This window comes from Paraburkholderia sp. 31.1 (assembly GCF_014397645.1).
Lineage (GTDB): Bacteria > Pseudomonadota > Gammaproteobacteria > Burkholderiales > Burkholderiaceae > Paraburkholderia > Paraburkholderia tuberum.
In genome coordinates this window covers 36,593-57,659 of sequence record NZ_VZQN01000040.1, presented here as the reverse complement: position 1 = coordinate 57,659, position 21,067 = coordinate 36,593, and the positions used below count along the sequence as shown (strand labels likewise).

The window sequence follows — 21,067 nt, the reverse complement described above, 5'->3', positions numbered from 1 at the left end:
GCGGGGACTCACGCACTGAACGTGTTCGCGGTCGATCCCGGTTTGGGAGGTCACATGTCATCGCTACGCGCAAACGATCTGCTCCATTCGAAGGAAGGGTTCCGTCTGCATGGCCAGGACCTCGACTGCTGGCGCCGCTGGGGGCCTTATCTGAGTGACCGGCAGTGGGGCACCGTTCGCGAAGACTACAGCGACTACGGAACCGCATGGGAGTATTTCCCCCACGAGCATGCGCGCAGCCGCATGTACCGCTGGGGCGAGGACGGCATTGCCGGATTCGGCAACGACCCACTCGACTGGTGCGTGTCGCTCGCGCTCTGGAACGGGCGCGACCCCATCCTGAAGGAGCGGCTGTTTGGCTTGACCAATGCGCAAGGCAATCACGGCGAGGACGTGAAGGAGCTTTACTTCTACGTCGATGGCACGCCGACGCACTCGTACATGAAGATGCTGTACAAATACCCCCACGATGCGTACCCGTATCAGGACCTGATCGAGGAAAACGGCCGGCGCGGCGCCGATCAGCCCGAATACGAAATCCTCGATACGGGCGTGTTCGACAACGATCGCTATTTCGACGTCTGGATCGAGTACGCGAAGCGCACACCCGACGACATCGTGATGCGCGTAACCGTCGAAAATCGCGCGGATCAGCACGCGCCACTCCATGTGCTGCCGCTCTTCTGGGCGCGCAACCGCTGGGCGTGGTCAGGCAAGCCCGGCAAGCCGTCGCTCACGCTCGAGCCGGCGTCCGCCGAGGGCGCGCGCGTGATCGCGCACAATCCCGCGCTGGGCACGATGATCGTCACGGCCTCGGCGCCGCAGCCGATCGAATGGCTGTTCTGCGAAAACGAAACCAACGTCCGCCGCCTTTTCGGCATCGCCGGCGCAGGCCCGTTCAAGGATGGCTTCAACGATTACCTCGTCGATGGCGACGAGCACGCAATACGCCGCGACGCGGGCACCCGCGCCGCCGCGCATGTGGCCCTGTCGCTCGCGCCGCACGAGCGCGCGGTGCTATATCTGCGCTGGCGTCCGGCGGCACTACCGGGCATCACGCGCGACGACGTGCCGCTCGACTTCGAAGCGCTGTTCGCGCGCCGGATCGCGGAGGCCGATGAGTTCTACGCCGCGCTCCAGCACGACATCAGCGACGCCGACGCGCGGCTCGTGCAACGCCAGGCGCTCGCCGGCATGTTATGGACGAAGCAGTATTACCAGTTCGACGTGACGCGCTGGCACGACGGCGACCCCGGTCAGCCGAAGCCGCCGAAAGGACGCCGGCACGGGCGCAACGCCGACTGGCGGCATATGTGCAACGGCGACGTCGTATCGATGCCGGACAAGTGGGAGTACCCGTGGTACGCGTCCTGGGATCTCGCGTTTCATGCCGCCGCGTTCGCCATGGTGGACCCCGACTTCGCGAAGAAACAGTTGCTGTTGCTCGTGAAGGAACGGTACATGCATCCGAACGGGCAGTTGCCCGCCTACGAATGGGCATTCGGCGACGCGAATCCGCCCGTTCATGCATGGGCGACGTGGCGCGTGTACGAACTCGACCGTGAAGTCACGGGCGTCGGTGACCACAAGTTTCTCGAGGTGATGTTCCACAAGTTGCTGCTGAACTTTTCGTGGTGGGTCAACCGCAAGGATGCAGAGGACCGCAACATCTTCCAGGGCGGCTTTCTCGGGCTAGACAACGTCGGCATCTTCGACCGCTCTTCCCCGCTGCCGACGGGCGGCCGCATCGACCAGGCGGACGGCACCGCCTGGATGGCCTCGTATGCGCTCGACCTGATGCAGATCGGACTCGAGCTCGCGATGACGAACAACGCGTACGTCGAAATCGCGGTGAAGTTTTTCGAGCATTTCCTGTATATCGCAGAAGCCGTCGGTTGCAGCGAAGGTTGCAGAACTGGGCTATGGGACGGACACGACGAATTCTTTTATGACGTACTGCATCTTCCAGACGGAACCCGTGTGCCGATGCGCGTTCGCTCGATCGTCGGCCTGATTCCGTTGTTCGCCGTGCATGTGCTCGAAGAACGCATATACGGCCACCTGCCCGGCCTGCGAGAACGGCTCGCGTGGTTTCTCGATCACCGGCCCAATCTGGCCAAACTCGTATCGCGTTGGACCGAACCCGGCAAAGGCAACACCACGCTGCTCTCGCTACTGCGCGGATACCGGATGACGGCACTGCTGCGCCGCGCGCTCGACGAAGACGAATTTCTGTCCGATCACGGCGTGCGCGCGCTGTCACGCGTGCATCGCGATACACCGTACGAGTTCGATCATGGCGGCGCGCATGTCTGCATCGCGTATCAGCCGGCCGAATCGGATTCGCGCGTATTCGGCGGCAATTCGAACTGGCGCGGGCCCGTGTGGATGCCCGTCAACTATCTGCTGATCGAATCGCTGTATGAATTCCATCGCTACTACGGCGACGAATTCCGCATCGAATATCCAACGGGATCGGGCAACCGGTGCTCGCTCAGCGAGATCGCCGACGGTCTCGCGCGGCGTGTCACTACCCTCTTTCTCAAGGACGAGCACGGCGTGCGGCCCGTGATGGCGGCTTATCCGCAGTTGCAGGCCGACCCGCGCTCGTCTGATCTCGTGCTGTTCCACGAGTACTTTCACGGCGACAGCGGACGTGGCGTCGGCGCTTCGCACCAGACCGGCTGGAGCGGTCTCGTCGCGCTGCTGCTTCAGCCGCGTCTGATGAAGCTGGCCCACGTGGCGACCGATGTCACTGCCGAAAAGGTGCCGGCAGGCGCGCCCGTCGCCGAAGACGCGCTGCCCGCGATGGCGCGATAGACGGGCATCGAAAATCCGCAATCGATCGAGACGCGATTCCCGAAACTCTATGTCCTCGACCTATCGGACCAAAGTCTGATTGACCGACCTGAAGGTCACGTGCATCGTCAAAGGCGAACCGCGAACGTTTCGGCCTCCGCTGCCGCATGAATCGTAGGAAGAGCGCAAACATGGACTGGAACCGCTGGTACAGCTTGAAGAGTTACCTCAGATCTTCCCTGTGGACGGTACCGCTCGTCGCGGTGGCGATCTATGCCGTGGTAAAGCCGCTCACTGAAATGCTGGGAAGGTGGCTGATCGGACACGACATCCTCGATCCGAAAACCGGCCTTTTTGCGCTGTCCATGACTGGAGCGCGGTCACTTGTCGGCGACATCGTTTCCGCTGACCTGGCGTTTCTGGTGTTTACCTTCGGTTCGCTGCTCGTCGCAATCCAGGTCGCTGGCGGTCAATATACCCCGCGGATCATCGCGACGACCTTGCTGCGCGATAACGTGATCCGCAGCATCTCGGGATTGTTCGTATTCACGCTTCTGTTCGCCAACAGAACCCTGGGCTGGATGGGTGATAGCGAGGTGCACCAGCTTCAGGTATTCATTGCAGCGCTATTCGGATTCGCTTCTGTCGTCGCATTCCTTTTCCTGATTGATTATGCGGCGAAATGCCTGCGTCCAGTAAGCCTCGTGGCTCGGGTTGGGGAGCACGGGATCGCGGTCATCGAAAGCGTCTATCCCGACCCCGCGACGGGCCGAATCACCCCGCCGAGACTTGGCCACGAGCGAGGCGTCCCTGGCCGCATTGTTCGCCATAGCGGTACATCCGGCATCGTTCTGGCCGTGAATCTCGAAAGACTTGTCGCCAAGGCGAGGCGCACTAACTCGGTTATCGAATTCGTGCCGCAAGTCGGCGACTTTGTCGCGGTGGACGAACCCTTGTTTTATTTGTACGGAGACTCTGACGCAATCGATGAAAACCGGCTGCGTACACTGGTTGCCTTCGGGACTGAACGCACGATGGAACAGGATCCTATGTTCGCGTTTCGCATCCTTGTTGATATTGCGCTGAAAGCGTTGTCGGCAGCGATCAACGATCCAACAACGGCCGTGTTGGCCATCGATCAGTTGCAGCGGCTATTGCGTGTCGTCGGAAAACGGTCTTTGTACACCGAAGAGATAACGGATAAGTCCGGACTTGTGCGCGTCATCTATCGAACGCCGAACTGGGAAGATTTCGTGCATATCAGTTTCCGCGAGATACGTCAGTACGGCGCGGGCAGCATTCAGATCGCGCGGCGTCAGCGCGCGGCGATAGAGAATCTCCTTCAGTGCTTGCCGGAGCATCGTCACGACGCCTTGCGTGTCGAGCTGACCCTGCTGGACCGTGCGATCGGCTCGAAGCATCCATTTCCGGAGGACCTGGCGCTGGCCCGTATCCCCGACTCGCAAGGGCTTGGAGGCTCGGAAAGCTCGACAGCAAGGCAACCGGTCCTTTGAGAGGCAAACCATGCGAAAACTCATCATGGGCATCGTTGAATTCCGGGAGAAAATGCTGCCGCAATACGCGCAGCAGTTCAGCAAACTCGCGCTCGCGCAGACACCTGATGCGCTCTTCATAACGTGCTCGGACAGCCGGGTCGTGCCGGATCTGCTTGCATCGACCCATCCCGGCGATCTCTTTACGATGCGCAACGTGGGCAATCTGATACCACCGGCGACTGCGGAGGGCGTCTCTACCGGAGATCTTTCCGAGGCAAGCGCGATCGAATATGCCGTGCTGGTGTTGAAAGTCGCGAATATTGTCGTGTGTGGACATTCGGAGTGCGGCGCGATGAAGGCCGTATTCTCCAGGCACGCCAAGCTGAAATCACCAAACCTCGATAAATGGCTATGCCACGCCAACAACGCAGCGTTTCGCCTTGAACAGGAAGGTCCGCTCGACGACAGCTTGAAAGCACACGATCAATTGTCGCAACTCAACGTACTCGTGCAACTCGAGCACCTGATGACCTACCCGATCGTCCGCCAGCAGGTCACTGCCGGGGCACTCGTATTGAGCGGCTGGTGGTTCGACATCGCGACGGGCGCCATGTATGCCTATGAGCGCACGAGCCGCTCATTCGCAGTCATCGATCGCACAATGGCTGATCGGATGATTGCGCGCCTTACCGCACGGGCGAGGTGACGGGTTGCGAAGTCCGCGACGGGACCGGCATGTCGCTAGCGACCAAAGCAATCCCTGTGTCGCGATGCAGACGGCAAGTTCTGTTTCAATGTTCGCTCCGGCCATCAACGGGCATTCAGCTAAAATCCAGCGTGTCTGCTTACAGGCATACATGAGCCATTGCGGTTAACGCGCGACTGCACACCTGAAGAATCGGGTCTTATCTGTCAGAGGCCAGAATCCTGGAAGTGTTCTCAATGTGCACGGGCCGTGGCGTTCTGATTCCGTACAGGCACATCACGCTGCCGCACAGCAGGAGCACCGCAGCGGTCATGATGGAAAGATGCATACCTTGCATAAATGCATCAGGACGGGTATCGCGTACGAAAAACCCGAACACCGCCACCCCGAGCATGCCGCCTACCTGCCTCGCCGAGTTGAGCACTCCTGACGCGATACCCGAGCGGGAAGCATCCACGGATGACAGCGTGACGTTTGTCATGGTCGGCACCATTAAGGCAATGCCGCTTGCGGCTATGAGCATTGGCACGACCAGCATCCAGTACGAGCCGTCTATGCGAGCCGGCAACAGCAGCAGATAACCCGACGCGGCAATCAGCATGCCGGCAATCATGAGTTTCTTTGCGCCGACGCGGTTGAGCAGCCGACCCGCCAGGATATTCACTGCCATCAGAACGATGGTCATGGGCAAAAACGCGAAGCCGGTCCACTGAGCTGATAACTGCTGCTCTATCTGAAAGAAGAGACTAAAAACAAAGATCAAACCGTAGTAGGCAAAGTTCACGATGACGCCGGCGGCCGAGGCCGCAGAGAACGTAGTCGTTCGAAAAAGAGCCAATGGGAGCATGGGTTCCGTACGGCGTGACTCAAGCCACAGAAACGCCAAGGTGGCAACAACTGAGAACAGTAGCGCACCATAGACCAACGGATGATGCCATCCAAACCGGGCCGCTTCCGTGAGGCACACGGTCAGAGCGACGAGCGCCAGAATGGCCGCCACCTGGCCGGCAAGGTCAATGCTTCGGCTATGCGCCCGTGCGGCTGTCGCCGCATGACGGAGAGTAAGGCTCACGCCTGCAATTCCGATCGGCAGGTTAATCAGAAAAATGCTGCGCCAGCCCACGTGAGTCACCAGCAGCCCACCTAGCACAGGTCCTGCTGCAAGTGCAATTCCGCCGGCAGCTCCCCACCAGCCCACCGCTCGGCCTCTTTGCTCCGTATCAGGGAACGCCTGGCGCAGCATAGCCAGCGAATTGGGCACCAACAGCGCGGCGCCCATGCCCTGTACGACGCGTGCAGCCACCAGAATCGGCAACGAGTACGCGATCCCACATGCAATCGATGCCACAGTAAAGACGGCGAATCCCGCAGTGAAGATTCGCTTTGCGCCGAAGCGATCACCTAAGGCGCCCGTGGTGAGAAGCAGCGACGCGAATGCCAGCGTGTACGCGTTGACAACCCATTGCAGGCCGGTCACGTCCGTGGTGAAACGGGCTCGCAAAGCGTCAAGAGCGACGTTGACAACGCTGACATCAAGCAAAACAACGACAAAGCCCAGCCCTGCGGCGGCGAGAGTGCCGCGTTGATCGCGGCTCATAGACATGCTCATCTGGAATGACCCTTATCGACTGAACGAGTCTCATGGTAGGCATGTCGCCTTTGTGCGAATATTCCCCAAAACCGCACACTATCCTTGAAAAATTGCACAGATGTTCGATTGGGAAAATATTCGTCATTTCCTGGCTGTCGCCCGCATCGGTACGTTGTCAGGGGCCGCGCGTGATCTGAAGGTTGATCACGCGACGGTGAGCCGACGCTTGAGCGCACTCGAGGACGAGGTCAAGACGCGCCTTGTCGAACGGCTCCCCAGGGCCTGCAAACTCACTCTCGCTGGGCAGCGCGTGTTCGAACTCGCGCAGGGAATGGAAGAGAACGCGTACGCGATTGAACGGTTCCTTGATGCCAGCCTATCCCCGCTTAGCGGCAAAGTCACGCTGAGCGCACCGCCGGTACTAGTGGCCAGTTTTCTGGTGAAGCATCTGGCGGAATTCCGGCTTGCAAATCCCGGCGTCCAGTTGTCTGTTTCTGGCCAGGCACGACAGGTTTCCCTTAGCCGAAGGGAGGCGGATATCGCCTTAAGGCTGGTTCGTCCGGAGGAAGCGACCAGCGTCGTACGCAAGCTAGGGCGTATGCCGTTCGACCTATACGCGAGCAGGGACTATCCGCACCTGCACAATCCATCTGCATGGGAGTTCATCGTCTACGACGCCGGATTCGCGGACATGCCGCAGCAGAAGTGGTTGATGAGCGTTGCAAGAGGGCGACCTATTGCTTGCGAAATCAGCGATATCACGGGCCACCTTGCAGCGACCCGAGCAGGCGCCGGCGTAGCTGGCCTCCCGTGCTTCCTGGCAGATACCGATGCGAATCTACAACGCGTCGCATACGACGGCGAACGGTTTTCGCGTGATATCTGGATGGCTGTGCATCGGGATTTGCGGCGTTCGCCGCAAGTACGGGCAGTGATGGACTTTCTGCTGAAAATCGTGGCGGAACATTCCGCCTTTACGATCAGCGGTTAGACGGCGGATGCCAAGGGCCGCCGCCTACGATCGAAATAGTACGGCTGGCACGGCAGATAGCCCATGCCACAGCTATCGGGTTCTTGTCCCGGCGTCTGTTCGCGCGCGGACAGCAGCCTGTCAGAGATACTGGCCGATGGACTGCTTCGGGTCGGGAGTGTGAGTTCGCGATGCCGGAAGCTGTCGCCCGGCTGCTCGACGCCGCTACCGTCGGCAATCCGTCACATTGCCGACGTAGAATCCAGCCCGCCCCAAGGTCGGCATTGGCCAATTATGCAAAGTCGTTGATTATGGAAAGTAGCCGAGCCGATTGCCGACGAGGCCCGGCAAACAAGGGGCCGGCAGCAGGCGGTTCAGCTGGGAACTCGACATAATTTCAGCGTTGATCTGGAGTAACGGTTCCATTTCAGGGGACCGTTATGAAGCCAACCAGTTTGCACGAAGCCAAGGCCCGGTCTTGTAGACCACTTCCGACTCACATTGCTGACGAATTGCGCCGCTACGATGCGTATCTGCACGATGCGCGGGGACTGGCAGCCACAACACGGAGTAATACGGTCATTGGAACGGCGGCCAATGTTCACGACATCACCATAGCCCAAGCGTTGCTGCATGGTGAGGAAACGGACGTGTATGCGGACGCCGGTTATCAGGGTATCGAAAAGCGTTGTGAGACTGACGCGGTTCGTTGGCATGTGGCGATGCGACCGGCAAAGCGCAGGAAACTGGATCTGAGCGACTCGTTGGACGCGATCTATGATCAGATCGAGCGCCTGAAGGCGGGTATTCGGGCCAAGGTCGAACACCCGTTTCGCATCCTCAAGCGACAGTTCGGTTACATGAAGACCCGCTATCGTAGTTTGATGAAGAACACCGCCCAGATCACCACGCTGTTTGCTTTGGGCAATTTATGGATGGCGCGTAGAGCTTTGCGCAAAGCTTGAAACACCGGGCCGATGAAGATCACATGTCTGGTTGGAGCGCTCCGGCGCGCGGAAAAACCATGGCAATCAACTCGCCAACAAAGATCTGAAGGCCGAGGCTGCGCTTGATGTGAAAGGTAATGCTTCAAAAGCGGGTTGTGCAGACCTTCCTTAAGCGACATTCGCGCGCATCGGCGACGTCCTGTATGTGGCTCGAGGATACAAGTTGACTGATCGATCGCGGGCAGCAACTGCTGCTGTCGCGCAGTGTTGATCCGGGAAGGATCAACAGCGAAACATGCCCGCGAAAACTAACAAGATGGATCGGTAAAGGCGAGCTCGACTAACGTTGCGAGCATCATGGCAGCCGCGTTTGCGGGAGGCGGCTCGACCTTTGCGGGGCGGTAGATTACATCGCCTGCGGCGATGCCTTGTCCGCTCAAAGCGCATATACCCGATCGTTTCGCTGTAGCAAGGCGCCAAAGCTGTTCGCCGTACTTGCAACATCGAGGGTCGCTCCACGATACCGTGGCCGTTCGTGGACTGGGTCGATCGAGCAGCGCGATCGCAACGTCGCCATTCTTGACCGGCAGACGGCTCGATCCACCCGAATCGACTATATTCCTGACCCGAGCCGTCAATTGTTGCGCGCATCCCAAATCGAGTTGGCCGACTGTGCGCTGCCATGCAGTGTCGGCCGTCACGCATTGATCCATGGCAGTACTCCCGTCAAAAGCGAGGTGGCGCTCAGCTCAGCCGTATCTTCGGCTGCACGAAGCCGTTAATCCGCTCGGCAGTCCACAGCATCATGGCCTTGCCGAAACCGTGCAAAGCCTGCTGATGTTGTCGATAGAGCATGGCGTGACTGAGCTGCGCGAATCGGCCCTTGATAAACCCGCCGCGGAAGAATCCGAACTGCCCGAGCGTCCCAAAAGCGTTGTAGTCGCTCAGCGACACGAGCGCGCCGAAGTCGTGAAATGCAAAGTCGGGCAATGATCCCCCGCCGAGCCAGTCCGGCAAGTGCTTCGCGAGGTGTTGTGCCTGTTGCGTGGCGACTTGCGCCGTGGGTGCGAGAGGGCGTTCATTGCCGGCGAGCGTCAACGTCGAGCAGTCGCCGAGGGCGAATAGTGTGTCGTCGTCCTGTGCCTGCAGGGTTGGCCTGACGGCGATCTGATTGGAACGATTGCTCTCGATCCCATCCAGTTTGCCTAGAAAATCAGAGGCCTTGACGCCCGCCGCCCATACCATCAATTCCGCCGGTTGCTTGCTACCGTCGCCCAACCGGAGTCCATCGGGTTCGGCGGCGGTCACTCGCGTGCCCGTTCGTACCGAGAAGCCGATATGCCGTAACTGTGCCTCGCTGGACTCCGACACCGCTGGCGGAAATGCCGCCAGTACGCGCGGTGCGCTTTCATAAAGGGTGAGCTGCAGACGTGAGCGGATGCCGGGGTCGCCGTAACTCGACGCCACTTCGAGCAAGCGACTCAACTCCGCAGCCAGTTCGACGCCGGTCGCTCCGGCGCCGACGATAGACACGCGCAACGGGCTATTCGTCACAACGCTCCGGAATATACGGATTCGCAATGCTTCGTTGAAGACTTCAGCCTGTGCCTGGCTGTCAATGAAATGGCAATGATCAAGTACGCCTGGTGTGCCGAAGTCGTTGGCGCGACTCCCTAACGCAAGAATCAGCACATCGTATTCGACCGCGCGCGGCCCGATCACGACCTCCCCCGACGGCGAACGCAGCGCAGCCAGCTTCACGACGCGCGCATTGCGGTCCAGGCCTTCCATTTCGCCTGGCTGATAGCTGAAGCCGTGGTCGCGGGCGTGGGCGAGATAGATGACCTGCTGTTGCTGGACATCGCGAGTGCCTGCCGCGATGGTGTGCAGCATGGGCTTCCAGATATGCGTTGCACTTTTGTCGATTAACGTAACCTGACCGCGGCCGCTGCGGCCAAGCGTGTTGCCCAGCCTGGTCGCGAGCAGAAGTCCAGCGATGCCGCCGCCGACGATGACGATCCGGGTCATTTGGCGCATCGTCAAATGTCTCTCTTGCATGATCTCCTACTCCCTTTCGCGTTTTACAATACTGGACAGTATAGTTATCAAGGTCACCGCCCACGTCAACGAAAAGAAACTGTACGGTTTAGGTATGGCAAGATCGCAGCATTGAGAGTCGTAGGCCAGCGGCTTGGACGGGATGCTCATCGACATGGCTTGTTCGTGCGTGATCGTCATCGGGGCGAGTCTCCACCTCAGAAATTCAGCCCGATCGCGACCGCTTGTGTATCGATGAGAACGGGTGAATGAAGTGCGCGGTGAGTCCACGTCCAGTACTTGAAACTGGTCACGCTTCGCTCGTAGCCAGTCATGCTACGGCGCTCGCGTCGAATGCGCACGGGAGAGTTGTATTCTTCTAGCATTTGCGTGGCGGGGCGGCTTTGCGTCGGGACATGCGCCTCCATTCGGAACGGTCGGCGACGGTAGCAACAGGCGAGGGCTCGGCGTTCTCTGGACTCTCTGCGGCCAGGCATTCGAGCGGCAATTGCGCATTCGCACCGACGACGAGAATGGCCTGCATCAGACCGGGCGTTCGAGACGCACACATTGCGGCAATTGCCACAATACACGCGGCAACGATATAGCCTGCCCGAATGCGAGGTAATCTGATCGTGTGCATCTTGCGTTCTCCATCACGCGCGAAAGAAAGTCACACAGCGCGTTTTTAATTGACCAACAACGATAAATGTCTGACGGTTCAGGTTGCATTGCGTACATCAGAAAGGCCCGAAGCCCATCAAATCTGCGCAACGCGATTGAGCGCTTCACTGGCGGGCACGCTCCCGAAACTGCTATCGAGCATTTCCCTCAGGTGCGACGTCATAAAGTCGACGAAGGTTTTGATCTTCGCGTCGATATGATGTCTACATGAATAGACGACGAACACTCTCGTGCGTTGAAGACGACACTCAGGGAATAACTGAATGACGTTGCGCGAGTCGGGCAGCGTCGGCGCGGACACGATGGAGACGTCCACCTCGTCTGCGATCAGGTTCGCCATACGCGGCAGGAACTTAAGATGCACCGAAACGGCAGGAAAACGCCTGCGATATTCGATGACCGAGTGCGTCAACTGTCCGAGGCCGAGATCGGTTACGCAGTGAACGCGGAGTCTTCCGCGCGCGCGGGTGTGGGCGTCGCGTGCTTCGGCTTCGGCATCGTCGAGGTCGGCCAGGATCCTCTTGCACTTCTGGTAGTAGCGCTTGCCGGGTTCCGTCAGCGATACCCGACGTGTCGTGCGTTGCAGGAGCCGCGCCTGCAGCTGGTCTTCGAGTGACAGGACGGCACGCGATACGTTCCCCTTGCTGCAACTCATATGCTCCGCAACGACGCTGAAGCTTCCCGCCTCGACTGCTCCGGAGAAGATGCGCATGCTCATGAACTTGTCCATGGAACCGTTCACCTCGTGCTGTCTGATTCGGGTCGCTCTTCAGCGGAATGAGACTTTCCGACTTGGAAGAACGATAGACCGAGGCGAACGATTGAACCATCCCTACATTGGGATCGTCGCTTAATCCATGTGGTCAGGCCGGCGATACGTTGGTATAGGTGTCGATCTTGCTGCGCAGACTGTCGCCAGCCAGCGGCATTTCGCCGGCTCGGTAGCCTGTCGCGTCGAACAGGTCCAGTCATGGCAGAGAGAGGATATCAATGCCACCGCGCCTTTCCGACCATGCGGCGCGTTTATCAACCGAGGATCAAACATGACTGTCAAACACTACGTCATTGCCTTGCAACAGGCGTTCGTGACTGGAGAAGGGCTCGCAGAAGCCGGCACGGTCATTTCGTCGCATAGCGAGCGTTGCGGAACAGCGGGCTCGCGTCGACGCGGAGCGCAACGACCTCGTCGCGGAGCGCAGCCAATTCACCGACACATTTCCGGCTGTGGCGCACGTTATGACCACCGGAATGTCCGCTTATCAGTGCGCCGGACGGCAGCTCAGGGTGGCGGCCCTTGAGGTGAAGCCGGGCCGTACGGCGGCAGTGGGTCGGGAGTGTGAGTTCGCCTTGCCGGAAGCTGTCGCCCGGCTGCTCGGCGCCGCTACCGTCGGCAATCCATCACATTGCCGACGTAGAATCCAGCCCGCCCCAAGGTCGGCATTGGCCGAGGAGTCCGCGTTGAGTATCCGGCGGGTCACGAAGTGGAGCAGTCGTTCGAATGAGCGCTCGAAAATGCGGTCGAGCGGCAGAAACTGGGCTGGCTTCTGCCACAGCGTGGTCTATGGTTAGCACAACCCCACATACAACGCCCGCGCAATAGGTAGCGCGGGGAAAAGCGAACGTGTACGTCGATCCCAACGCGGGTCTTTCAGTATTCGCAGACATTTCTTCGGTCGAGAATCTGCGAGCGCAAGGTGGGATCAGCAAGGTGCTGCGTGCCCGGCGAGTGATCTTCGCGTTGCGGTACATCCGCGATGTACCGCGGCACGGTCTGGGTGGCCCGCAAGGAAGAACCGGCATCTTCGACTGACGTTGCCCGCGAATTTCGGATCCCTTAACTGAGCGGAGATTATGCCACCCGTTGGTTCTGGGCGGCGTGCCAGTCCTGCTCGAATTGCATCGGGCTGACGTAGCCCAACGTCGAGTGCAATCGCGAATGATTGTAGAAGCTCAACCAGTCGATTACCTCGTCCATCGCTTCGCGACGCGTTGCAAAGCGCTGGCCAAGGATGCGTGCTCGCTTGAGCGATCCCCACAGGCTTTCGGTCGGCGCGTTGTCCCAACAATTTCCTCGACGGCTCATCGAGCTGCGCATGCCGTAGCCCTTAAGCAGGTCCTGGAAGTCATGACTGCAATACTGGCTACCCCTGTCGCTATGGACGATCAGGCCCGCTTCCGGCCGGCGGCGAAACCACGCCATACGCAGCGCGTCAGACACCAGCTCCGTGCGCATGTGTGGCTGCATCGACCAACCCACCACCTGACGGCTGAACAGGTCGAGGATGACCGTAAGGTACAGCCAGCCCTCGTCAGTCCAGAGGTACGTGATGTCCGTACTCCAGGCCTGATCGGGGCGAGCAGGCGAGAAATCGCGTTGCAGCAGGTTCGGCGCGACCGGCAGGTTGTGGTTGCTGTCGGTGGTGGCCTTGAAGCGGCGTTTGGTCTTCGCCTTGATGCCATGCAGCTTCATGAGCCGCTGGACACGATCCTTGCTGACGCGAATGCCCTGGCCAAGCAGCTTCTTCCACACCCGCGGCCAGCCGTACTCGCCTTTGGATTCAGCGTGCACGGCCTTGATGTGGACCAGCAGGGCGTCGTTGCTGATACGTCGGCGCGGACGCTCCGTATCGACGTCCCGGGCCTTGCGGGCATGGTAACCGCTGGGGCTGACACCCAGCACCTGGCAGGTCAGGGAAACCGGCCATTGTCGGCTGTGAAGTTCAATCCAGGCGTACTTCAATCCGACACCTTTGCGAAGTACGCCGTGGCTTTTTCCAATATGTCGCGCTCCATCTTCACGCGTGCCAACTCCGCGCGCAGCCGGGCAATCTCCATCTGTTCGGGAGAAACCTGCTTGCCTGCGCCGTTCAGCTTGCCAGCGGCATCGGCCTTAACCCAGTTGTGCAGTGTCTTCGGGCTAATGGCTAGTATCTTTGCCACCGCCGCCATGCTCTGGCCGCTGCGGACCATGCGCACGGCTTCTATCATGAATTCCTGCGTGTACCGTGCTCTCGGATTACCCATCTTTCCTTCCTCCTCGCGCGAGTTTTACACACTCAGCAAGGGATCCATTTTTTACGGGCAAGCTCAGACGTCAGCTCGTCGCGCCGAAGTACACGGGTTGGCCGAAATGCTGATTGCGTGGCTCGTCGATTACCTGGCGGAACTGCTCGTAGCTGAGCGCCCGCTGGTCGATCGACTGGATCTGGATCGCGTTGCCGTCAACCAGACGTTCGCCTTCGATGCGCCCGACCTGTATCTGCGCTTCGAGCGGATCAAGCACGGCATCGGCAGCCTGCCTGTCACTGTCGAAATGACGCTGGGCATACAGAGCGCGCTCGACGTTCTCGTGCCAGTCGTCGCCTCAATTCCGCCAAGCGTGAGGCCACGAACTTCTACGTTTGGGAATCAGAGGACGCAGCCAAGGCGTTCTTCACCGATGAGTTGCTCGACCGGGTCACCGGTCTCTACGGGGTACGCCCTGATGTCGAGTTCGTGCAGATTGCCACGTTGGTGGAAAACGTTCGAGCATGAGGTCGTCTAGTGTCGTGGGTAGAGAAACGCGAGCTTGTCTACACCATGATGAATCCGTGCCGCATGCCGAGCATCACCGCTTCGGTGCGGTTGGTCGCACCGAGTTTGCCGAAGATCGACGAGAGGTGGAATTTCACCGTGTTGTCCGAGATGTCGAGGTGCCGCGCGATCTCCTTGTTGCCGAGTCCGTCGGCGAGCATCGCCAGCACTTCGATCTCTCGTAACGTCAAAGCTTCGAACGGTTCGCCGGATCCCTTCTGGCGCGACGGTCTTGTTTCGGCCAGCAGCCTTGCGAGGATGTCGGGCGTCAGCACGCAAAGGCCTGCGGCGACGGCTTCGATGGACACGACGATTTCAGCTGGCACCGCGTTGCGCGGCAGGATAGCCACCGCATCGGCGGGCAACGCATCGAAGATCCAGTCGCTGTCCGGGTCGTCGCTCAACAGGACGAGCGACGGTGACGCGGGCGAGAGTTCGAGTAGCGTCTTGAGCGCATCGCTCGCCTCCGGCGCGATGTCGGTGACGACCACATCCGGCACCGATCCGGCGAGGCAATCGACGAGCTTTTCGGTGTCAGGCGCGCTACCCAGGAACTCAAGTGCCGGGTTCGCCTCGACAAGCGCTTGCAGGCTTGCGCGCTCTTGCCACGATGCCGCAATCACTACGACCCGTAAAGGCGCCCTCCGTATCGTCTGTCCATCCGACATTTGGTCGCTTCCCGGACGTCACCTGCACGAATTCCGTTGGGGGCGTTCGCCCACCGTTACCGAACACGCGTGGCGTTCGCCGCCTCGGATCAAGGCGATGTGCAACTGCTGCCCAATGCTTGCGGAGCCCAGCGCCGCACTTACGTCACCCATGTCGCGGCAAGGCTTGCCGTCCAGTTCGATCAGTACATCGCCTATCAGCACGCCCGCCTGCTCCGCAGGGCCGCCCGGCGCAAGCGAATTGATCAGCAATCCACTGCTGAACGACAGGTTCATTTTATTGACCCAGGCGTCCAGCAGGCCGACCCGCTGCGTGCCGACACCAAGGTAGCCCCGCGAGACGCGCCCTTTAGCCAACAGTTCATCGGTGACGCGCTCCACGGTCATCCCCGGAATCACGATGCCGGCGCCGCGCATCAGTGCCGAGGTGCAGATGCCGATGACCTGCCCGCGCATGTCCGCGAGGGCCGCCCCGGAGAAACCCGGGCGCAGACCGCCGTCCAGTCGCACGAACGCATCGAGTTGTCCGCCTTTCCACGTGCGCCAAGGACCACCTATGCTGCCGATCACGCCAAAATCGGCGCTGACGCCGGAATCGTCCGCACGTGCGACAGCGAGCGCAAGATGACCCGGCTTCAGTGAGTGGGCGTCGCCGGAACCGATCGGGTCGAGATCCACGCCGTCCAGTTTCAGCACGCCGACGTCGGACCCCAGATCCAGGCCCGCGAGGACTGCGGCGACCGTACGACCGTCGGTCAACGTGACTTCGATGCCGTCCTCACGCCTGAGCGTGTGTGCAGCCGTCACGACGACGCCACGTCGCCAGATTACGCCACTCGACGGCATGCGATGTCGGCCGTGTACTGCGACGACACTCCGCCCGACTCGCGCGACGATGTCTGCCAGATTGTCCGAGAGATCCATCAAAGGATTTCCGCTCGAGGATGTGGTTTCCATTTCAAGCCCCTTCAATTGCGTGTGACCTGCCAGTGCTTCGCGTCGACGTTTGCTCGCCTGTCCAGCTAGCGTTATGACGACGGGTTCACAATGACAGAACGACGGGGGGCGCACACCACCCAAATGGGTAGCCGGGTGGATGCAATGCGGACTTCACGATGCAACGAGTCTGGTCTGCGACCAGCACGTCCCTCATCAAACTGCGGTTAGCGCCGCTCGCTACGGCCCCATACATAGCGAACCCACCGCTGCCAGCGGCTTTGCGGTGGAGCGGGCGCGTGGCGCGCAGTCTGCGCTTCGCAGTCGCGCTGGACGGACTTCTGAACCTGTTCGTGGATCTGCCTCAAACTCATGCCGCCTGGGCCTTTCAGTTTGTCGGGATCGGTAGCAGGATCGCCATCGGGATCGTCTGTCATGAGAGTCGCCTGTTTGTGATGAGGCGACTTGATCTTGATACAGATGTTCAGTAGCAGCAAGTTGGACGCGGCTCGCCGAGCGGCGCGTAGTCCGACAGTCCTTGCCCGCGTGCCGTTCGTGAAGTAGATTTTTCTAATGAGGTTCGAACTGGGAGGGACGGCCATGGAACTGAGCGTGGAACGGGTCGAGGTTTGGGCAGCTACCATCGACGATAAACCGGGAGGCCTTGCGAAGGTCTTAAGCGTCTTGCGGGATGCTGGTGTCGACTTGCAGTTCGTCGTGGCACGTCGAACGCCAGAGGCAGCGGGTAAGGGAGTCGTGTTTGTCGCTCCGCTACAGGGAGAAAGTGCGATCCGTGCCGCCACACAGGCGGGGTTCAGCGTCACCCCGAGCCTTCACTCCGTCCGTGTAATGGGTCTGGACCAGTTGGGCATCATCGCGCAATTGACCCAGATGTTGGCGGATGGGGGGATCAACCTTCGCGGCGTCTCGGCCGCTGTACTTGGCACGCAGTTCATTGCGTATCTCGCGGTGGACTCGTTGGACGATGCCGAAAAGGCGATTGACCTTCTACAAAGGGCCTGAAGTACCCGTACCGGACTGCAAACCGGCTTGGCTCTTGCTGACGAGGCAAGGGGGCCACTCTGTCTGACACGACTGCCGTCGACCATCTCAAATCCGTTGCGACAAAGCCGAGCGGCCATTTGAATGGCGAACGAAGCGCCGGGCATGGCGGCGAATCCCGATGCCGGTAGGAGGTCGACAGTGATGAAGACACCGACGACCCGAAGGCGGGTGCTTTGGGCGCTCTCGCTTTGCATGATCGCGACTTGCATGGCAGTTGGCGGGGCATTGCTGTTCGAGCTGTCGCTGGTCGGCCATGCCGTGAGCGATTTCCGCCGGGACGCGGCCCTGGCGCAAGCGGGCATCGCACGTGGCGAGCCGGCTACGCCCGAGGAGCGCATCAACCCGCCCTATCTGAAGCGATACGGGTTGGACCGTAACCTGTACAAGGACATTCACGGAAACTTTTCGCCAACAGGTGCTGACTGGCGCCAATGGGGGCTGCGAACCAAGGTCGCAGCCACTGTGATGTGGCTGGGTCACGATCCACCGGGAACGTGGTGGACCTACGTTCAGATCAAGTGCGTTGACCGGTTTCCTCAAGCTCACGCCGACAGCGAGCCGATCGTCGATGTTGCCGACGCTTGCCTCGGCGAGCCGCATTGATCGTCCCGTTGGTCACTTCCGATCATCGGAACGGCCAGCGCCGAGTGCCTCGAGCAACGGCCGGAGGGCATCCAGTTCCGCGCCGAAGCCGCTCCAGTCTCCCGCCTTCAGCCTCTCGATGGCGCGGTCATAGTGGACAAGTGCCTCTCTCGCGCGAGCGTCCACGGTGCCTCGGGCTGGCGATGCCGCTTGTGCGGTCTCACTGAAAAGCGCCGCCAGCGCCTCATCCAGAGTGTTCTCCATCACCACACGGTCCCCATACGCGGCAATCACCCGCTTCAACTCCGGCAACTGACCGGACGCCGCGCGCAAATAGAGCGGCGAAACGTAGAGGATCGAGTTCTCGATCGGCACGACCACGAGATGACCGCGAATGACGCGTGAGCCCATCTGGTTCCACAACGAGATCTGCTGCGAGATCTCGGTATTCTGCTGAATCCGCGCTTCGATCTGAAACGGCCCATAGATCAGCTTGTCCTTGGGAAAGGTGTACACGACGAGCTTGCCGTACCCGGGCGGATCGCATCGCGCCGCCAGCCAGGCAATCATGTTCTCCCGCTGGCTCGGCACCATCGGCAGCATGAGGATGAACTCGGCGCGTGCGTCGCCGGGGAGTCGCATGATCGTGTAATACGGCGGCATCGTGCTGGCGGTGCTTCCGCCATCCATTCCGACCAGCTCCTGGGGAAACTGCCACAGATCCTCGCGGTTGTAGAAGATCTCCGGCGCATCCATATGATAGGCGCGGTAGAGCTGCGCCTGGATCAGGAACAGATCTTCGGGATAGCGGATATGCTTTCGCAGCTCCGGTGGCATCACGTCCAAAGGCTTGAACAAACCCGGGAAGATGCGCTCGTATGTGCGCAGGAGCGGATCGGCGGGATCGCTGACGTAGAAATCGACCGTGCCGTTATATGCATCGACCACGACCTTGACGGCGTTTCGGATGTAATTGGCGCCGTCGCCGAAACCCCGCCGGGAGTAAGGAAACCACTGGCTGACGGTGTAGGCGTCCTGGATCCAGAACAGGCGCCCATTGCTTGCGACGACATAGGGGTCATGGTCGAGAGTCAGGAATGGCGCGATCGTACGCACGCGGTCCTGAATGTTGCGATGAAGCAGGATCCGGCTCTTGTCTGTGATATAGCCGCTCAGCAGGATGTTCGGATCGTCGAGCTGCCAGGCGAACAGACTGCGGCGTGCCACACTGCCGATGCTGACGCCATCGCGCCCGCTATACGTCGTGTAGGCATTAGTCGGCCGTTGGGGAAAGTCGAACTCCGCTACGTTGCCGTTCACGATGACGTAGTCCTGGCGGCCTTCGCTGAAATAAAGACGTGGTTCGCGAATGGCCGGGCCGCCGTTGGACACTGGCGGAATATCGCGCAGATAGAAAAACGGTAAGCCTTCGGTGGATTTCTCGGTGACTGGCGACATCACGACGCCGATGCCGTGAGTAAAGATAAGGTGCAGGTTCACCCAGGTTTGGGCGTTGGTCGGAAGCATCGACGGTTCCAGTTCACGCGCCGACAGCATTACCTGTCTGTATCCGGCGTCAAGCTGATAGCGGTCGATGTCCACCGAAATAAATTTGTAGTAAGTCCTGATCTCCTGCAACTGTGCATAGGTGTCCATCAGCGGTTGCACATCCCATAGCCGGATGTTGTCGATGGTCGCCCGATTGGCCTGCAGCGAGTCGAGAGTCAGTCCCTGCTCGGCCTCAAACGGTTTAACCTCGATCTTGGCGAGGCCGTAAGCCTGTCGCGTTAGCGCGATAGCGTGCTCGATATAGGGTGTTTCCAGTTTCAGCTCGCTCGGTTTGACATAGAAGCGCTGAAACAGCGATGGATAGATCACAGCGAATACAAACGAACTGCCGAATACGAGCAGCGCGAGAACGACGGGTTGCAGATAACTCCGCCGGCGCATGTTGATCCAAAGGGCAACGGATGAGGCCGCGGCAAGGCCGACAAGCATCCACAGGACCGGCAACTCGACGTGCACATCGGTATAGCTGGCGCCGACCACGACGCCGTTGTCGCCATAGAGCAGCAGAAAGCGGTCGAGCCACCACGACCAGGCCTTCACCGCAAAGAACAAACCGAGCAGTGCCGAACCATGAGTGAGGGGGGCGGCCGAGAGCGTGCGTGGTGGCCGCTCCAGCGCGATGTCACCGCGCACCCCGTAGACAACACCTGCCACGATCGCGCTCCAGAAGATTAGCTGCAGCAGCCAGTTCTTGAGTGCGACATACGCGGGGAGCGAGAACAGATAAAAGCCGATATCCCTGTCAAAGATCGGATCGCGTTCGCCAACAGGGACCTGATAAATGAAGCGAAGCGCGAGGTCCCAGCTCGAGACTTCGCTAGCGGCAATAACCAACCCCAGGACGACCGCGGCGCAGGCAATACTGGAGCGCCAGGGAACGTGCGGCGCGATCAGTTCAGACAATTCAACGGCAACTTCCGTCGGACCCGATCGATCAACAGATTGAGCTCGCAAGACATCGACGCGCCTCGCGTAACGATGCGCCAAAATCCCAGACAGCCATATCGCGCACGCCGAGACTGCGAACACCGCGGCAAACAGCAGCGCTCTCGCGCAGAGGATGGTCCAGAAAACGCCACCATAGCCGATCGAAGAGAACCACAGCCAGTTGACCAGGATGCCGGTGATGCGTCCGACGACAAGCAGGCCAACGATGACGGCCGTCACCGTGATTGCATAACGTCTCAGGCGCACGCCGGACTTCACTTCCGACCGCATGGTCTCTCCTGTGCTGGCCGTCGCCCTGCCCTGCTCCGATTGCGATCCGGGTTCGGATGGCTACATTAATTCAAGCTATCTGAAGCCGCTCCACGAACCATGACAAAAGACCCTTGTGGACGTGGCGCGAGTCAAAACGGACAGTGCCCGGCGCAGCGATGCGGCAATTATGCCAAAGTTCATCCATCGCAATCGACGCTCGACGTCGAACTCTCGTTGCAGGTGT

17 protein-coding genes and 1 pseudogene are annotated in these 21,067 nt (G+C 60.0%); 8 read left to right on the top strand and 10 right to left on the bottom strand.

From position 1 onward, the window contains the following. Positions 1–54 precede the first annotated feature (54 nt). The 3 genes from F6X37_RS27270 (at position 55) to F6X37_RS27260 (ending at position 5,001) form a co-directional block, all read left to right on the top strand. Positions 55–2,820 (top strand): MGH1-like glycoside hydrolase domain-containing protein, encoded by a 2,766-nt coding sequence (locus F6X37_RS27270; protein WP_187613442.1) that lies wholly within the window; start codon positions 55–57, stop codon positions 2,818–2,820. A gap of 170 nt (positions 2,821–2,990) precedes the next feature. Beyond that, entirely contained in the window at positions 2,991–4,313 is a 1,323-nt protein-coding gene (locus F6X37_RS27265) for a DUF2254 domain-containing protein (RefSeq protein WP_187613441.1), read from the top strand. A 10-nt stretch (positions 4,314–4,323) separates the two neighbouring features. Next, positions 4,324–5,001 carry a carbonic anhydrase gene (locus tag F6X37_RS27260; RefSeq protein WP_187613440.1) on the top strand — a complete coding sequence of 226 codons (678 nt, stop codon included), beginning with the start codon at positions 4,324–4,326 and terminating at the stop codon, positions 4,999–5,001. Positions 5,002–5,200: 199 nt separating this feature from the next. Here F6X37_RS27260 and F6X37_RS27255 read toward each other — a convergent pair whose 3' ends face one another. Beyond that, positions 5,201–6,598 (bottom strand): MFS transporter, encoded by a 1,398-nt coding sequence (locus tag F6X37_RS27255; protein ID WP_262420036.1) that lies wholly within the window; start codon positions 6,596–6,598, stop codon positions 5,201–5,203. Positions 6,599–6,710: 112 nt separating this feature from the next. On the opposite strand from F6X37_RS27255, the gene F6X37_RS27250 reads away from it, so the two are divergent. Beyond that, the gene (locus F6X37_RS27250; protein ID WP_187613438.1) at positions 6,711–7,583 is read left to right on the top strand and encodes a LysR family transcriptional regulator; all 873 of its coding nucleotides are present in this window, start codon (positions 6,711–6,713) and stop codon (positions 7,581–7,583) included. Between the two features lie 551 nt (positions 7,584–8,134). Then, a pseudogene (locus F6X37_RS27245) lies at positions 8,135–8,527 on the top strand (transposase); the annotation flags it as partial. Between the two features lie 290 nt (positions 8,528–8,817). On the opposite strand, the gene F6X37_RS27240 reads toward F6X37_RS27245, so the two are convergent. The 3 genes from F6X37_RS27240 to F6X37_RS27230 form a co-directional block, all read right to left on the bottom strand. Then, positions 8,818–9,222, bottom strand: a complete 405-nt coding sequence (locus tag F6X37_RS27240) for a DUF3331 domain-containing protein (protein ID WP_222944948.1) — start codon at positions 9,220–9,222, stop codon at positions 8,818–8,820. Positions 9,223–9,253: 31 nt separating this feature from the next. Then, the gene (locus F6X37_RS27235; protein ID WP_187613455.1) at positions 9,254–10,546 is read right to left on the bottom strand and encodes an NAD(P)/FAD-dependent oxidoreductase; all 1,293 of its coding nucleotides are present in this window, start codon (positions 10,544–10,546) and stop codon (positions 9,254–9,256) included. 760 nt (positions 10,547–11,306) lie between these two features. Further along, positions 11,307–11,960 carry a LysR family transcriptional regulator gene (locus F6X37_RS27230; protein ID WP_187613437.1) on the bottom strand — a complete coding sequence of 218 codons (654 nt, stop codon included), beginning with the start codon at positions 11,958–11,960 and terminating at the stop codon, positions 11,307–11,309. Between the two features lie 891 nt (positions 11,961–12,851). On the opposite strand from F6X37_RS27230, the gene F6X37_RS27225 reads away from it, so the two are divergent. After that, positions 12,852–13,040 carry a hypothetical protein gene (locus F6X37_RS27225; protein ID WP_187613436.1) on the top strand — a complete coding sequence of 63 codons (189 nt, stop codon included), beginning with the start codon at positions 12,852–12,854 and terminating at the stop codon, positions 13,038–13,040. Between the two features lie 39 nt (positions 13,041–13,079). On the opposite strand, the gene F6X37_RS27220 is transcribed toward F6X37_RS27225, so the two are convergent. The 5 genes from F6X37_RS27220 to F6X37_RS27200 all read right to left on the bottom strand — a co-directional run bounded on the left by F6X37_RS27220 (position 13,080) and on the right by F6X37_RS27200 (position 16,844). Continuing rightward, positions 13,080–14,254, bottom strand: a protein-coding gene (locus tag F6X37_RS27220) for an IS3 family transposase (protein WP_187613435.1) whose coding sequence is annotated in 2 segments (ribosomal slippage) — positions 13,080–13,999 and positions 13,999–14,254 — 1,176 coding nt in all. Because the reading frame shifts where the segments join, the coding sequence is not laid out codon by codon here. A gap of 70 nt (positions 14,255–14,324) precedes the next feature. Then, positions 14,325–14,513 carry a hypothetical protein gene (locus F6X37_RS27215; RefSeq protein WP_187613434.1) on the bottom strand — a complete coding sequence of 63 codons (189 nt, stop codon included), beginning with the start codon at positions 14,511–14,513 and terminating at the stop codon, positions 14,325–14,327. A 289-nt stretch (positions 14,514–14,802) separates the two neighbouring features. Next, complete coding sequence (locus tag F6X37_RS27210; protein WP_187613433.1) at positions 14,803–15,471, bottom strand: response regulator transcription factor; 669 nt, start codon at positions 15,469–15,471, stop codon at positions 14,803–14,805. An 18-nt stretch (positions 15,472–15,489) separates the two neighbouring features. After that, entirely contained in the window at positions 15,490–16,395 is a 906-nt protein-coding gene (locus tag F6X37_RS27205) for a S1C family serine protease (RefSeq protein WP_184039521.1), read from the bottom strand. Between the two features lie 239 nt (positions 16,396–16,634). After that, entirely contained in the window at positions 16,635–16,844 is a 210-nt protein-coding gene (locus tag F6X37_RS27200) for a hypothetical protein (RefSeq protein ID WP_187613432.1), read from the bottom strand. A 163-nt stretch (positions 16,845–17,007) separates the two neighbouring features. Here F6X37_RS27200 and F6X37_RS27195 point away from each other — a divergent pair, with 163 nt between their 5' ends. Then, a complete protein-coding gene (locus F6X37_RS27195; protein WP_184044736.1) occupies positions 17,008–17,430 on the top strand; it encodes an ACT domain-containing protein in 423 nt (140 codons plus the stop codon). 183 nt (positions 17,431–17,613) lie between these two features. Then, the gene (locus F6X37_RS27190) at positions 17,614–18,075 is read left to right on the top strand and encodes a hypothetical protein (protein WP_187613431.1); all 462 of its coding nucleotides are present in this window, start codon (positions 17,614–17,616) and stop codon (positions 18,073–18,075) included. Between the two features lie 12 nt (positions 18,076–18,087). Here F6X37_RS27190 and F6X37_RS27185 read toward each other — a convergent pair whose 3' ends face one another. Then, entirely contained in the window at positions 18,088–20,841 is a 2,754-nt protein-coding gene (locus F6X37_RS27185; RefSeq protein ID WP_187613430.1) for a UPF0182 family protein, read from the bottom strand. Positions 20,842–21,067: the final 226 nt, after the last annotated feature.

Bases quoted from the DNA above. Each gene is read 5' to 3' on its own strand.
- F6X37_RS27200 (WP_187613432.1), bottom strand. From the start codon at position 16,844: ATGACAGACGATCCCGATGGCGATCCTGCTACCGATCCCGACAAACTG.
- F6X37_RS27235 (WP_187613455.1), bottom strand. From the start codon at position 10,546: ATGCGCCAAATGACCCGGATCGTCATCGTCGGCGGCGGCATCGCTGGA.
- F6X37_RS27265 (WP_187613441.1), top strand. From the start codon at position 2,991: ATGGACTGGAACCGCTGGTACAGCTTGAAGAGTTACCTCAGATCTTCC.
- F6X37_RS27205 (WP_184039521.1), bottom strand. From the start codon at position 16,395: ATGGATCTCTCGGACAATCTGGCAGACATCGTCGCGCGAGTCGGGCGG.
- F6X37_RS27230 (WP_187613437.1), bottom strand. From the start codon at position 11,960: ATGGACAAGTTCATGAGCATGCGCATCTTCTCCGGAGCAGTCGAGGCG.
- F6X37_RS27255 (WP_262420036.1), bottom strand. From the start codon at position 6,598: ATGAGCCGCGATCAACGCGGCACTCTCGCCGCCGCAGGGCTGGGCTTT.
- F6X37_RS27185 (WP_187613430.1), bottom strand. From the start codon at position 20,841: ATGCGGTCGGAAGTGAAGTCCGGCGTGCGCCTGAGACGTTATGCAATC.
- F6X37_RS27270 (WP_187613442.1), top strand. From the start codon at position 55: ATGTCATCGCTACGCGCAAACGATCTGCTCCATTCGAAGGAAGGGTTC.
- F6X37_RS27210 (WP_187613433.1), bottom strand. From the start codon at position 15,471: ATGTCGGATGGACAGACGATACGGAGGGCGCCTTTACGGGTCGTAGTG.
- F6X37_RS27260 (WP_187613440.1), top strand. From the start codon at position 4,324: ATGCGAAAACTCATCATGGGCATCGTTGAATTCCGGGAGAAAATGCTG.
- F6X37_RS27195 (WP_184044736.1), top strand. From the start codon at position 17,008: ATGGAACTGAGCGTGGAACGGGTCGAGGTTTGGGCAGCTACCATCGAC.
- F6X37_RS27250 (WP_187613438.1), top strand. From the start codon at position 6,711: ATGTTCGATTGGGAAAATATTCGTCATTTCCTGGCTGTCGCCCGCATC.
- F6X37_RS27190 (WP_187613431.1), top strand. From the start codon at position 17,614: ATGAAGACACCGACGACCCGAAGGCGGGTGCTTTGGGCGCTCTCGCTT.
- F6X37_RS27240 (WP_222944948.1), bottom strand. From the start codon at position 9,222: ATGGATCAATGCGTGACGGCCGACACTGCATGGCAGCGCACAGTCGGC.